The sequence below is a fragment of the Georgenia daeguensis genome, from assembly GCF_039537705.1.
In the GTDB taxonomy this organism is placed as follows: domain Bacteria; phylum Actinomycetota; class Actinomycetes; order Actinomycetales; family Actinomycetaceae; genus Georgenia; species Georgenia daeguensis.
In genome coordinates, this window is sequence record NZ_BAABBA010000019.1 from 14,512 (window position 1) to 26,495 (window position 11,984).

General features: G+C 74.5%; 14 protein-coding genes. 12 read left to right on the forward strand and 2 right to left on the reverse strand.

From position 1 onward, the window contains the following. Positions 1 to 20 precede the first annotated feature (20 nt). Genes ABD774_RS16335 through ABD774_RS16345 form a run of 3 tightly spaced genes read left to right on the forward strand, consistent with a single transcriptional unit; the run spans position 21 to position 2,646 of the window. Positions 21 to 971: a dihydrodipicolinate synthase family protein gene (locus ABD774_RS16335; RefSeq protein WP_345043433.1), complete on the forward strand. Its 951-nt coding sequence runs from the start codon at positions 21 to 23 to the stop codon at positions 969 to 971. Positions 972 to 976: 5 nt separating this feature from the next. Beyond that, a complete protein-coding gene (locus ABD774_RS16340) occupies positions 977 to 1,969 on the forward strand; it encodes an ROK family protein (protein ID WP_345043436.1) in 993 nt (330 codons plus the stop codon). Then, on the forward strand, positions 1,966 to 2,646 hold the full coding sequence (locus tag ABD774_RS16345) for an N-acetylmannosamine-6-phosphate 2-epimerase (RefSeq protein WP_345043438.1): 681 nt from the start codon (positions 1,966 to 1,968) through the stop codon (positions 2,644 to 2,646). The genes ABD774_RS16340 and ABD774_RS16345 overlap by 4 nt, the downstream gene beginning before the upstream one ends. Positions 2,647 to 2,701: 55 nt before the next feature. Here ABD774_RS16345 and ABD774_RS16350 read toward each other — a convergent pair whose 3' ends face one another. Next, positions 2,702 to 3,697 (reverse strand): aldo/keto reductase, encoded by a 996-nt coding sequence (locus ABD774_RS16350; RefSeq protein WP_345043441.1) that lies wholly within the window; start codon positions 3,695 to 3,697, stop codon positions 2,702 to 2,704. 243 nt (positions 3,698 to 3,940) lie between these two features. Here ABD774_RS16350 and ABD774_RS16355 point away from each other — a divergent pair, with 243 nt between their 5' ends. From ABD774_RS16355 to ABD774_RS16375, 5 genes are all read left to right on the forward strand, one after another. Then, positions 3,941 to 4,222 carry an HU family DNA-binding protein gene (locus ABD774_RS16355; protein ID WP_152194886.1) on the forward strand — a complete coding sequence of 94 codons (282 nt, stop codon included), beginning with the start codon at positions 3,941 to 3,943 and terminating at the stop codon, positions 4,220 to 4,222. A gap of 245 nt (positions 4,223 to 4,467) precedes the next feature. Further along, on the forward strand, positions 4,468 to 5,253 hold the full coding sequence (nagB, locus tag ABD774_RS16360) for a glucosamine-6-phosphate deaminase (protein WP_345043445.1): 786 nt from the start codon (positions 4,468 to 4,470) through the stop codon (positions 5,251 to 5,253). A gap of 49 nt (positions 5,254 to 5,302) precedes the next feature. After that, positions 5,303 to 5,668 (forward strand): DUF3039 domain-containing protein, encoded by a 366-nt coding sequence (locus ABD774_RS16365; protein ID WP_248257217.1) that lies wholly within the window; start codon positions 5,303 to 5,305, stop codon positions 5,666 to 5,668. Next, complete coding sequence (locus tag ABD774_RS16370) at positions 5,665 to 7,497, forward strand: DEAD/DEAH box helicase (protein WP_345043450.1); 1,833 nt, start codon at positions 5,665 to 5,667, stop codon at positions 7,495 to 7,497. Before ABD774_RS16365 ends, ABD774_RS16370 begins: the two co-directional genes overlap by 4 nt. A gap of 109 nt (positions 7,498 to 7,606) precedes the next feature. Next, positions 7,607 to 7,762: a hypothetical protein gene (locus tag ABD774_RS16375; RefSeq protein WP_345043452.1), complete on the forward strand. Its 156-nt coding sequence runs from the start codon at positions 7,607 to 7,609 to the stop codon at positions 7,760 to 7,762. A gap of 147 nt (positions 7,763 to 7,909) precedes the next feature. On the opposite strand, the gene ABD774_RS16380 is transcribed toward ABD774_RS16375, so the two are convergent. Beyond that, positions 7,910 to 9,286 carry a nicotinate phosphoribosyltransferase gene (locus ABD774_RS16380; RefSeq protein WP_345043454.1) on the reverse strand — a complete coding sequence of 459 codons (1,377 nt, stop codon included), beginning with the start codon at positions 9,284 to 9,286 and terminating at the stop codon, positions 7,910 to 7,912. An 88-nt stretch (positions 9,287 to 9,374) separates the two neighbouring features. On the opposite strand from ABD774_RS16380, the gene clpS reads away from it, so the two are divergent. From clpS to ABD774_RS16400, 4 genes are read left to right on the forward strand one after another with little or no spacing between them, the layout of a single operon-like run. After that, the gene (gene clpS, locus ABD774_RS16385) at positions 9,375 to 9,683 is read left to right on the forward strand and encodes an ATP-dependent Clp protease adapter ClpS (RefSeq protein ID WP_425554579.1); all 309 of its coding nucleotides are present in this window, start codon (positions 9,375 to 9,377) and stop codon (positions 9,681 to 9,683) included. Then, positions 9,684 to 10,325: a DUF2017 domain-containing protein gene (locus ABD774_RS16390; RefSeq protein ID WP_345043456.1), complete on the forward strand. Its 642-nt coding sequence runs from the start codon at positions 9,684 to 9,686 to the stop codon at positions 10,323 to 10,325. An 11-nt stretch (positions 10,326 to 10,336) separates the two neighbouring features. Then, positions 10,337 to 11,161 carry a glutamate racemase gene (gene murI, locus ABD774_RS16395; RefSeq protein ID WP_345043459.1) on the forward strand — a complete coding sequence of 275 codons (825 nt, stop codon included), beginning with the start codon at positions 10,337 to 10,339 and terminating at the stop codon, positions 11,159 to 11,161. Beyond that, entirely contained in the window at positions 11,158 to 11,958 is an 801-nt protein-coding gene (locus tag ABD774_RS16400; protein WP_345043462.1) for an MBL fold metallo-hydrolase, read from the forward strand. The genes murI and ABD774_RS16400 overlap by 4 nt, the downstream gene beginning before the upstream one ends. Positions 11,959 to 11,984: the final 26 nt, after the last annotated feature.

Consider the following 11,984-nt stretch of genomic DNA (forward strand, 5'->3'; position numbering starts at 1 on the left):
CACCGAGAAATGGAGTCATCGTGACCGTCGCCCGCCTGCGTGGCATCGTCCCGCCCGTCGTCACCCCGTTCACCGCCGAGGGCGACGTCGACGTGCCCTCCCTCGAGCGCGTCACCGAGCACCTGCTCGCCTCGGGCGTGCACGGCGTGTTCGTCCTGGGCTCGACCGGCGAGGTCGCCTACCTCACCGACGACCAGCGCGACCTCGTGGTCCGCACGGTTGTCGCCACCGTCGCCGGCCGCGTGCCGGTGCTCGCGGGCGCCATCGACCTGACCTCGGCGCGCGTGGTCGAGCAGGCGCGCCGCTCGGTCGCGGCCGGCGTGGACGCCGTCGTCGCCACCGCCCCCGTCTACGCGATCAACGACGCCGCCGAGATCGAGGACCACTTCCGCGCCGTCGCCGCCGCCTCCGAGGTGCCGGTGCTCGCCTACGACATCCCGGTCCGGGTGAAGGTCAAGCTCGGCGCCGACCTTCTCGTGCGGCTGGGCACGGAGGGCGTGCTCGCCGGGGTGAAGGACTCCTCGGGCGACGACGTCGGCTTCCGCCGCCTCGTCGCCGCGAACGCGGCAGCGGGCTCGCCGCTGACGCTCTTCACGGGCCACGAGGTCGTCGTCGACGGCATGCTGCTGCTCGGCGCCGACGGCGTGGTGCCCGGCCTGGCCAACGTCGACGCCGCCGGGTACGCCCGCCTGTGGGACCGCGCCGAGGCCGGCGACTGGGCCGGCGCCCGCGCGGAGCAGGACCGCCTCGCCCGACTCTTCGAGATCGTCTTCCAGGCGGCGGGGCGTTCCGGCGACGCCGCCGGCGTGGGCGCGTTCAAGGTCGCGATGCAGCGCCAGGGCCTCATCGACAGCGCCACCATGGCGTTCCCGGTCCGCGCCCTGGACGGCGAGGTCGCCGAGCGCATCGAGGAGATCACCCGCGCGGCGGGGCTCCTCGCGGCGCCGGAGGCGTCCCTCTCCGGCCGGTGACCCCGATGAGCACCCCCCTGCGTCACGACGCCGTGGTGATCGGCGTCGACCTGGGCGGCACGAAGACTGCCGCCGCCGCGGTCTCCCTCGAGGGCGCCGTCGGACCTCTCCGCACGGTGGCGACCCCCGCGCAGGCCGGTCCGGCCGCGATCCTCGACGCCGTGGCGGGCCTGGTCCGTGAGGTCGCTGCCGGCGCGGGCGGACCGGTGCTCGGCCTGGGGGTGGGCACCGCCGGCGTCGTCGACGTGACCTCCGGCACGATCGTCTCCGCCACGGACGCGATCGCCGGCTGGACCGGTACCGACGTCGCGGGCGGGCTGCGCGACCGGCTCGCCGACCTGGCGCTCGGGGGCGTCCACGTCGAGAACGACGTCGACGCCCACGCCGCCGGCGAGGCCTGGCTGGGCGCGGCCGCGGGGCTGCCGAGCGTCCTCATGGTCGCCGTCGGGACCGGCGTCGGGGGCGCGGTCGTCCTCGGCGGGCGGCCCCTGCGCGGCGCCCACCACGTGGCCGGGGAGATCGGGCACCTGCCCACCCCGGGCGCCGAGGGCCTGCGGTGCACCTGCGGGCGACCCGGGCACCTCGAGGCGCTCGGCGCCGGGCCTGCGCTGCACCGGCACTACCTGGCCCTCGGCGGGGACCCGGCGAGCCCGGACACCCGCGACGTCGTCGCCCGGGCCGACGCCGGCGAGGAGACCGCCGTCCGCGCCGTGCGCGAGTCGGCCGCCGCCGTCGGCCGCGCCACCGCGGCCGTCGTCACGGTGCTCGACCCGGCCGCCGTCGTGGTCGGCGGCGGCATGGCCGCCGCGGGGCCGCTGTGGTGGGAGGCGATGGACTCCGCCCTGCGCGGCGAGCTCATCGCGCCGCTGGCCGGGCTGCCGGTGCTGCCCGCCGCGCTCGGCGGGTCGGCCGCCGTGGTCGGCGCGGCGCGCGGCGCGTGGGACCTGCTTCGGACGACGTCCCCGGCCGCCGTGCCGGGAGAGGAAGGACAACCGTGAACCCCCTGATCGAGTCCATGCGCGGCCGGCTGGTCGTCTCCTGCCAGGCCTACCCGGGCGAGCCGATGCGGGACCCGCGCACCATGGCGCAGGTCGCGGCCGCCGTCGTCGCCGGCGGCGCCGCCGCCGTGCGCGCCCAGGGCGTCGAGGACGTCCGCCAGGTCGTGGCCGCCGTCGACGTCCCCGTCATCGGGCTGTGGAAGGACGGCGACGACGGCGTCTACATCACCCCGACGCTGGACCACGCCGTGGCGGTGGCCGAGGCAGGCGCGCAGATCGTCGCGCTGGACGGCACCCGGCGGCCGCGTCCGGACGGGCGCACCCTCGCCGAGACGGTCGCCGCGCTCCGCGAGCGGTCCGACGTCCTCGTGATGGCCGACTGCGGGTCCCTGGCGGACGCGCTGGAGGCCGAGCGGGCCGGCGTCGACATCCTCGGCACCACCCTCGCCGGGTACAGCGGCGAGCGGCCCCGCACCGACGGGCCCGACTACGACCTGGTCGACGAGATGGTGGCGGCCTGCCGCCTGCCCGTCATGGTGGAGGGCCGGGTGCACAGCCCGGCGCAGGCCGCCGAGGCGCTGGGCCGCGGGGCCTTCGCCGTCTGCGTCGGCACCGCGATCACCCACCCCACCACCATCACGGGGTGGTTCGCGGAGGCGGTCGCGGGCGCGCGCTGAGCGGGCGCCCGCTGAGCGGACCGTCGCGGGCGGGCGCGTCCCGGGCGCTTCGCGCCTACCAGCGGTGGTGGACCTGGGCGCGGACCCGCTCGTCGTAGAGCGCGGCGACGGCCGCGAGCAGCTCCTCGGACAGCGGCTCGAGGTCCGCGGCCGCCGCGTTGGCGCGCGCCTGCTCGGCGTTGCGCGCCCCCGGGATGACCGTCGTGACGCCCTCCTGCTGGATCACCCAGCGCAGGGCGACCTGGGCGGGCGAGGCCCCCTCGGGGCCCAGCTCGACCACGAGGCGGGAGAACTCCTGGGCGGCCGCGACCCCGGTGGCGAAGTCGACGCCCGAGAAGGTCTCCCCGATGTCGAACTGCTCGCCGTTGCGGTTGTAGGTGCGGTGGTCCGTCTCGGCGAACGTCGTGCCCGCCGTGTACCGGCCCGAGAGCAGCCCGGAGGCGAGCGGCACGCGGGCGATGATCCCGACACCCTCCTCGGCGGCGCGGGGGAGCACCTGCTCGAGGGGCTTGCGCCGGAAGGCGTTGAGAATGATCTGGACGCTGACGGGGTGGAGCGCGTCGATGGCCGCCAGCGCCTGGTCGCACGTCTCCACGCTGACGCCGTACGCGGCGATCCGCTCCTCGGCCACCAGCGTTTCCAGGGCCTCGAACACCGCCGGCGAGGTCAGGACCTCCGAGGGCGGGCAGTGGAGCTGGACCAGGTCGAGCCGGTCGACGCCGAGGTTGGTGCGGGACCTGTCGGCCCACTCGCGGAACGCGGCGAGGTGGTAGGACGCGGGCACCTGCTCCGCGCGCCGGCCCATCTTGGTGGCGACCGTGAGCTCGACGCCGGGGTTCTCGCGGAGGAACGACCCGATCAGCCGCTCGCTGCGGCCGTCGCCGTAGACGTCGGCGGTGTCCAGGAACGTCACGCCGGAGTCGACCGCCGCGGCCAGCACCCCGCGCGCCTGCTCCTCGTCGATCTCGCCCCACTCGGTCCCCAGCTGCCACGTGCCCAGGCCGACCACCGAGACCTCCCGGCCCGACCCGCCCAGCGTGCGCTCCTCCATGCCGTCCTCCTGACGTGTTCGCGTGCGCCCCATCCTGCCGTGGTCCGGGCGGTCCCCGCCCGGGCTGGCCGGTGTGACGGATGTGACTCGAGTGACGCTCACGGTGCCCTTCCGGACCCCGAGAACGGCGAAGACACGCGGAAAAGCGGCGCGTTAGATGCGACAACCGCGCCGACGTGTGCGTAGTGTCGGCGCAGCGGCACCAGCAACGGGTGCCCGAACCCGAACGATGAGAGGGATTTCATGTCCGTCAACCGCACCGAGCTCGTCGCCGCCGTCGCCGAGCGTTCCTCGCTGACCAAGACCCAGGCCGACGCCGCGCTGTCCGCGCTGCAGGAGGTCCTCGTGGACTCGCTCGGCAAGGGCGAGGCCGTCAAGGTCACCGGCCTGCTGAGCGTCGAGCGTGTCGAGCGCGCCGCCCGCACGGGCCGCAACCCCCGCACCGGTGAGGAGATCCAGATCCCCGCCGGCTACGGCGTCAAGATCTCCGCCGGCTCGGCCCTGAAGAAGGCCGTCGCCAAGTGACCCTGCGCTGACGCGCCGGGAGCGGGCAGGACCGAGGGCGGTCCTGCCCGCTTCTGCTTGTCCGGCACCGGGTGGCCGGCCCGGGGCGGCCGGCGCAGGGCGGCCGGAGCTTGGAGCCGGGCGCGCCCGGATCCGAGCGGATCCCGGAGACGTCTGATGTCTCACGGCCCGGGCGGTAGGGTGGCCGTGCCGGAGATCGTCCGGTACCGCTCAGGCCGGTACCGCTCAGAGGAATGGGGTAGCCCGTGCAGGTCGTCATCCAGCCGGACGCAGAGGCGATCGCCTCGCTCGTCGCCGACGAGATCGAGCGGCTGCTCAGGCAGCGGCCCGAGACCGTGCTCGGTCTGGCCACCGGGTCCAGCCCGCTGGCGATCTACGACGAGCTCGTGCGCCGGTACGAGGCCGGGCGTATCTCTTTCGCCCGGTCCCGCGCCTTCATGCTCGACGAGTACGTCGGCCTCCCGGCGGACCACCCCGAGCGCTACCGCAACGTCATCGAGCGCGAGATCGCCGGCCGCGTCGACTTCGCCCCGGGCGCCGTGCAGGGCCCCGACGGGAACGCCGAGGACATCCCCGCCGCGTGCGAGCAGTACGAGGCAGCCATCGCTGAGGCCGGCGGCGTCGACCTCCAGATCCTCGGGATCGGCAGCGACGGCCACATCGCGTTCAACGAGCCCGGCTCGTCCCTGGCCTCGCGCACCCGCATCAAGACCCTGACCTCGCAGACCCGCCGTGACAACGCCCGCTTTTTCGACGGTGACGTCGACGCGGTGCCGCACCACTGCCTCACCCAGGGCCTGGCCACGATCATGTCGGCGCGGCATCTCGTCCTGGTCGCCACCGGCGCCGGGAAGGCTGAGGCCGTCCACCACCTCGTCGAGGGGCCGGTCAGCGCCATGTGGCCCGCCACGGTCATGCAGCACCACCCGCGCGCCACGGTGCTCCTCGACGCCGCCGCCGCGTCCCGGCTCCAGCTCGGGGACTACTACCGCGAGGTGTTCGCCAACAAGCCTGCGTGGCAGGGCCTGTGACGGCGCGGGCGCCCCGCCCCCACCGCGACAGCGTGCTTAGACTGTCCGCATGAGCTCGACGACCCCCTCCTCACCGTCCGGCCCGCAGCAGCCCGCAGCGCCGTCCTCCCCCGCCGGCGGCACCGGGGTTCTTGAGCGCGAGGAGCTCCGCGAGCAGGTCTCGCCCGGGGACGACGAGCGTTACGCGCACTACGTCCGCAAGGACAAGATCACCGCGTCGGCGGTCTCCGGCCAGCCGGTCATCGCGCTGTGCGGGAAGGTCTGGACCCCCGGCCGCGACCCGCGGAAGTACCCCGTGTGCCCCACCTGCAAGGCCATCTACGAGGGCATGAGCGACGGCGCAGACTCCGGTTCCGGCAAGGGCCGCGGCTGGCCGTTCGGCCGCAAGGGCGGCGCCTCGGGAAGCGGGGAGTGACCGCCCCGCACCTGCGCAGGTCGACGCCGACCCACCCAGCCGGACCCGCCGCCGTCTCCACGGCCGCGGCCGAGCAGCTGTCGCCCGCCTACCCGGCGCGCGCGGCCTGGGGGACGGCGTCGCGCCTGCGGGCGTGGCAGGCCGAGGCGCTCCAGATCTATCTGGAGCGGCAGCCGCAGGACTTCCTCGCCGTCGCCACGCCGGGCGCTGGAAAGACCACGTTCGCGCTGCGTATCGCGACCGAGCTCCTCTCCTCCGGCACCGTCCGGCGCATCACGGTGGTGTGTCCCACAGAGCACCTCAAGACGCAGTGGGCCGATGCCGCCGCCCGGGTGGGCGTGCAGCTCGACCCGAACTTCAAGAACGCCCAGGGCCGGCACGGGGCCAGCTTCGACGGGGTCGCGCTGACGTACGCGCAGGTCGCGGCGAACGCGGCCCTGCACCGCGCCCGCACCTCGGCCGAGCCCACCCTGGTGATCCTCGATGAGGTCCACCACGGCGGCGACGCGCTGAGCTGGGGCGACGCCGTCCGGGAGGCCTTCGAGCCCGCACGGCGGCGGCTGGCCCTGACGGGGACGCCGTTCCGCTCCGACACCGCGGCCATCCCGTTCGTCGAGTACGCGCGGGACAAGGACGGGATCCGGCGCTCGAAGGCCGACTACTCGTACAACTACGGCGACGCGCTGCGTGACGGCGTGGTGCGCCCGGTGATCTTCCTCAGCTACTCGGGGCAGATGCGCTGGCGCACCAAGGCCGGCGACGAGGTCTCCGCCACACTCGGCGAGCCGCTCACCAAGGACATGACCGCCCAGGCCTGGCGCACGGCGCTCGACCCCAAGGGCGAGTGGATCCCGGCGGTGCTGCAGGCCGCCGACCAGCGGCTGACCGAGGTCCGGCGCAGCGTCCCCGATGCCGGCGGCCTCGTCATCGCGACCGACCAGACGGCGGCCCGCGCCTACGCCAGGACCATCCACAGCATCACCGGCGAGCCGGCCGTGACCGTGCTCTCCGACGACGACGGCGCCAACCAGCGCATCGAGGACTTCGCCGCCGGCGACCAGCGCTGGATGGTCGCCGTCCGCATGGTGTCCGAGGGCGTCGACGTGCCCCGTCTCGCGGTCGGCGTGTACGCCACGGCCACCTCCACCCCGCTGTTCTTCGCGCAGGCCGTGGGCCGGTTCGTTCGCGCCCGCCGCCGGGGCGAGACCGCCTCGGTGTTCCTGCCATCCGTGCAGCACCTGCTCGGGCTGGCGAACGAGCTGGAGATCGAGCGCGACCACGCGCTGGACCGCGTGCTCACCGCGGAGGAGAAGGGCACCTTCTTCAACCCGGAGGACGCCCTCGTCGCGGCGGCCAACAAGACCGAGCAGGCGAGCGACGGCCTGCTCCCGGGTTTCGAGGCCCTCGAGGCCCAGGCCACCTTCGACAAGGTGCTCTTCGACGGCGGCGAGTTCGGCACCGGCGCGGAGGTCGGGTCGGTCGAGGAGCAGGAGTTCCTCGGCATCCCCGGCCTGCTGGAGCCCGAGCAGGTCACCTCGCTGCTGCGGGCCCGTCAGGCGGAGCAGATCAAGACGCAGAAGCGCCAGGCCAAGGCGGACGCCACGCGGCACACGAACGCGGGGGTGGACGACCACCGTCGTCGCCAGGCGGCCCGCAAGGAGCTCTCGACCCTCGTGTCGGCCTGGTCGCGACGGTCCGGCAAGCCGCACGGCGTCGTCCACACGGAACTGCGCAGCCGGTGCGGGGGTCCGGAGGTGGCGCTGGCGCGCACGGACGAGATCGAGGCGCGCATCGCGATGCTGCGGGAGTGGTTCGTCGGACGCGGCTGAAATCGCGTCAGAACCGTTTCAGGATGCGGTCAGTCCCGAGTGCTGGGACGCTTGTCGCATCGTGCAGGCAGGACTTCCGGTCCTGCCCCTCAAATAGAAAGGGCGTGCCGTGAACATCTGGCTCATCCTCATCATCGTCGGCGTCATCATGCTCATCCTCGGTGTCGCCGTCGAGGCAGCGAAGGTGCTCCTCTGGATCGGCATCGCCGTCCTGGTGATCTCGCTGATCATGTCGTTCGTGTCCCGGGGCAGGAACAGGGTCTGACCGACCTGCCGGTGGGCCGGGCCCGCCGGCCAGCACGATGAGGCCGCCCCGTCAGGGGCGGCCTCTCCGTGTCTCCGGGCGCGGGTGCCCTCCATGTCCGGGCGCGCGGGCGCTCACCGTGTCCGGGCGCCCTCCCGTGCCCGGCCGTCAGATGATCGCGGCGGGGTCGCGGTCGTCCGCGGGGAAGATGTCCACGTGCCGGGTCGGGATCGCCGGCTCGCCCTCGCTGAGGCGCCACCCCGCGTACGGCAGCTCGGCGCGGGAGGCGAGGTGCCGCTGGGCGGCTGCGGCGAGGGCGCCGTCGTCGCAGTGCTCCGGCACGGTCTCGCCGTCACGCACCAGCTCCACCTGCAGCGGCCGGGCCTCCGCCCGCCGGAGCTCGGCCAGGCCGTCCTCGAACGTCTCGCACGAGACGACGAGCTCCTCGGCGGCGCGGCCCTCCTCGTCCAGCACGCGGCCGGCCACCTTCAGGCCGCCCACGGAGGCCTTGGACTTCGACGCCTTGGCCACCTCGTGCATCTGGCCGTCCGCCCCCTCGCGGGCGACGAGCTTGTAGACCAGCTCCGCCGTCGGGTGCCCCGAGCCGGTCACGAGCTTGGTGCCCACGCCGTAGGAGTCCACCGGGGCCGCGTTCAGGGCGGCGATGGCGTACTCGTCCAGGTCGGACGTCACGGTGATCTTCGTCGTCGTCGCGCCGAGGTCGTCCAGCTGCTTGCGCACGGTGAAGGCCTGGGCCACCAGGTCGCCGGAGTCCAGGCGCACCGCACCGAGCTCGCCGCCCGCCGCGCGCGCCGCCGCGACGGCGCGCTCCACGCCCCGCGTGACGTCGTAGGTGTCGACCAGGAGCGTCGTGCCCGGCCCCATCGTGGCGACCTGCGCCGCGAACGCGGCCTCCTCGTCGTCGTGGACGAGGGTGAACGAGTGCGCCGCGGTCCCGATGGCCCGGATCCCGTAGGACCGGCCGGCCTCCAGCACGGACGTGCCGACGAACCCGCCGACGACGGCGGCCCTCGCCGCGGCGACCGCGGCCCCCTCGTGGGTGCGGCGGGCGCCCATCTCCAGGCAGGGGCGGCCGTGCGCTGCCATCGTCATGCGTGACGCGGCGGCGGCGACGGCGCTGTCGTGGTTGAGGATGGAGAGGATGACGGTCTCGAGGACGACGGCGTCGGCGAAGGTGCCCTCGACCGTCATGATCGGCGAGCCGGGGAAGAAGCACTCGCCCTCCGCGTAGCCGCGGATGGTGCCGCCGAAGCGGTAGTCGCGCAGGAGGTCGAGCGTCTCCTGGCCGACGATGCCCGCCTCGGCGAGGTAGTCCAGCTCCTCGGGCCCGAACCGGAAGGCCCGCACCGCGTCCAGGACGCGTGCGGTGCCCGCCACCACGCCGTAGCGGCGCCCGGCCGGCAGGCGCCGGGTGAAGACCTCGAAGACGCTGCGCCGGCCGGCGGCGCCGGAGCGCACGGCGCCCTCGATCATCGTGAGCTCGTACATGTCCGTCAGCAGTGCCGTGCTGCCCAGGGTCCGCATGGGGTCACGTTAGCCGCCGGGGCCCGGCGTCGCCGGGGCTGACCGTGGACCGGCGGGCACGGCCCCGGCCACCTCGTAGTCTGGGGACGTGAGTGTCACGCACCTGGCCGCCGCCCCCGCCGAGCAGGAGTCGACGGCCCAGGAGAGCCAGGTGGTGCCCGACCGCGTCTGGCGCACCATCGTCTGGGACGACCCGGTGAACCTCATGAGCTACGTCACGTACGTCTTCCAGTCCTACTTCGGCTACGACGAGCCGACCGCGAGCCGGCTCATGATGCAGGTCCACACCCGCGGACGCGCCGTCGTCTCCACCGGGCACCGTGAGCAGATGGAGGTGGACGTGCAGGCGATGCACGGGTTCGGGCTGTGGGCGACCCTGGACCAGGAGGGCGAGTAGGTGCACGCCTTCCTGCCCGTCCCCGGCGGCTACGCCTCCCGCCTGGACGACGTCGAGCGCACGATCCTCGCCCGGCTCGTCCGCGACACCGCCGAGCTGCTCGGGACGCGGTTCGACGACGCCGCCACCGGCCCCACCCCCGGCGGCCACGAGGCGGGGGACGACGCCGTGCTGGCCGCCCTGGACTTCGAGCCTGCGTCCGACCGTGCGCCCGACGCGCCGTCGGACCCGGCCCTGGCCCGCCTGCTGCCGCCGATGAGCCACGACGACCCGGCCCTCTCGTCCGAGCTCCGCGCGCTGACCGAGGGTTCCCTGCGGGCGGGGAAGGTCTCCCGGCTCGAGGTGGTCTGGCGCGAGCTGGCCGCGCCGGCCGTGCGGCCGGGCGCCGTCGTCGTCCGCGCCGGCCAGGAGGGGCGGTGGCTCGCGGCCCTCACCGACGTCCGGCTCGTGCTCGCGAGCCGGCTCGGGATCTCGGACGAGGCCGACGCGGAGAGGGTGTACGACCGGGCGCAGGGGGAGGGGCCGGCAGCGGAGGACGAGGCCGACGAGGTCACCGACGCCCTGGCCACGATGTACGCGGCCCTCACGTGGTGGCAGGAGTCACTGCTGGAGGCTATGTCCCGGACAAGGCGCGGCCGTTAGGCTCCAAAATCGTGGACGACGCACCCATCGGCATCTTCGACTCGGGCGTGGGCGGTCTGACCGTGGCACGCGCGGTGATCGACCAGCTGCCGGGGGAGTCCGTCCTGTACCTGGGCGACACGGCCAACACCCCGTACGGGCCCAAGCCCATCGCGCAGGTGCGCGCGCTCGCCCTGGAGGTCATGGACCGTCTCGTGGTCTCGGGCGTCAAGATGCTCGTCATCGCCTGCAACTCCGCCTCCGCGGCTGTCCTGCGCGACGCGCGTGAGCGTTACTCGATCGACGCGGGGGTGCCCGTGGTCGAGGTCATCCAGCCGGCCGTGCGCCGCGCGGTGGCCGCCACGCGCACCGGCCGGGTGGGCGTCATCGGCACCCGGGCGACGATCGACTCGGGCGCCTACCGGGACGCGTTCGCCGCCGCCCCGCAGCTGCAGCTGACCATGGCCGCGGCCCCCCGGTTCGTCGAGTTCGTCGAGCAGGGCGTCACCTCCGGGCCCGAGGTGCTCGCGGCGGCCGAGGAGTACCTGGCGCCGGTGAAGGCCGCCGGGGTCGACACCCTCGTGCTGGGCTGCACCCACTACCCGCTCCTGACCGGCGTCATCTCCTATGTCATGGGGGAGGGCGTCACCCTCGTCTCCTCCGCCGAGGAGACCGCCAAGGACGTCTACCGGACCCTCGTGGCGCACGACCTGCTGCGCGACCCGGCGACGCCGCCGCCCCCGCACCGCTTCCTGGCCACCGGCGAGCCCGAGTCGTTCGCCCGGCTGGCCCGCCGCTTCCTCGGGCCCGAGGTCACCGAGGTCCATGCCGCGGACGAGCTGGCGGGCACCCGATGAGGCTGACCGTCGTCGGCTGCTCGGGGTCCATGTCGGGGCCCGCGTCGGCCGCCTCGTGCTACCTCGTCCAGGCCGACGGCGCGGACGACTCCGGGCGGCCCCGCACCTGGTCCGTGCTGATGGACCTCGGCTCCGGCGCCATGGGGGCCCTGCTGAACCACGTCGACCCCGCGGAGGTCGACCTCCTGGTGCTGTCCCACCTCCACGCCGACCACATGGTCGACATGATCGGCATGCAGGTCTACCGGCGCTGGCACCCCGTCGGCGGCCTCTCCCCGCTGCCCGTGCTGGCCCCGGCCGGCGCCCTGGAGCGGGTGCGCGGCGTCGGCGGCGACGACGAGAGCGAGACCTACGCGGGGGAGTTCACCTTCGCCGAGCACCGGCCCGGTGAACCGGTGCAGCTCGGCCCGCTCACGATCGAGTCCTTCCCCGTCAACCACCCGGTGCCCGCCTACGGCATCCGCGTCACCGGGCCCAGCTCACGGCCGGGCGGCCCCGAGCGGGTCACCCTGGCGTACACGGGCGACACGGACCTCTGCGAGCAGCTGGTCCCCCTCGCCGCCGACGTTGACCTGCTGCTCAGCGAAGCCGCGTTCCAGGAGGGTCGGGACACCGTGCGCGGCGTGCACCTGACCGGCCGGCGCGCGGGGCAGCTCGCCGCCTCCGCGAGCGTGCGCCGCCTTGTCCTGACCCACCTGCAGCCCTGGACCGACCCCGAGGTGGTCCGCGGCGAGGCCCACGAGTCGTACCGCGGACCGGTCGACGTCGCCGCGCCGGGCGCCCGCTGGGTGCTCTGAACCGACCGCCGGGTCCGGATCAGGGG

Excerpts from the sequence above, each read along its gene's own strand:
- ABD774_RS16365 (WP_248257217.1), top strand. The coding sequence starts at position 5,303 with ATGAGCTCGACGACCCCCTCCTCACCGTCCGGCCCGCAGCAGCCCGCA.
- ABD774_RS16340 (WP_345043436.1), top strand. The coding sequence starts at position 977 with ATGAGCACCCCCCTGCGTCACGACGCCGTGGTGATCGGCGTCGACCTG.
- ABD774_RS16355 (WP_152194886.1), top strand. The coding sequence starts at position 3,941 with ATGTCCGTCAACCGCACCGAGCTCGTCGCCGCCGTCGCCGAGCGTTCC.
- ABD774_RS16380 (WP_345043454.1), bottom strand. The coding sequence starts at position 9,286 with ATGCGGACCCTGGGCAGCACGGCACTGCTGACGGACATGTACGAGCTC.
- ABD774_RS16350 (WP_345043441.1), bottom strand. The coding sequence starts at position 3,697 with ATGGAGGAGCGCACGCTGGGCGGGTCGGGCCGGGAGGTCTCGGTGGTC.
- ABD774_RS16400 (WP_345043462.1), top strand. The coding sequence starts at position 11,158 with ATGAGGCTGACCGTCGTCGGCTGCTCGGGGTCCATGTCGGGGCCCGCG.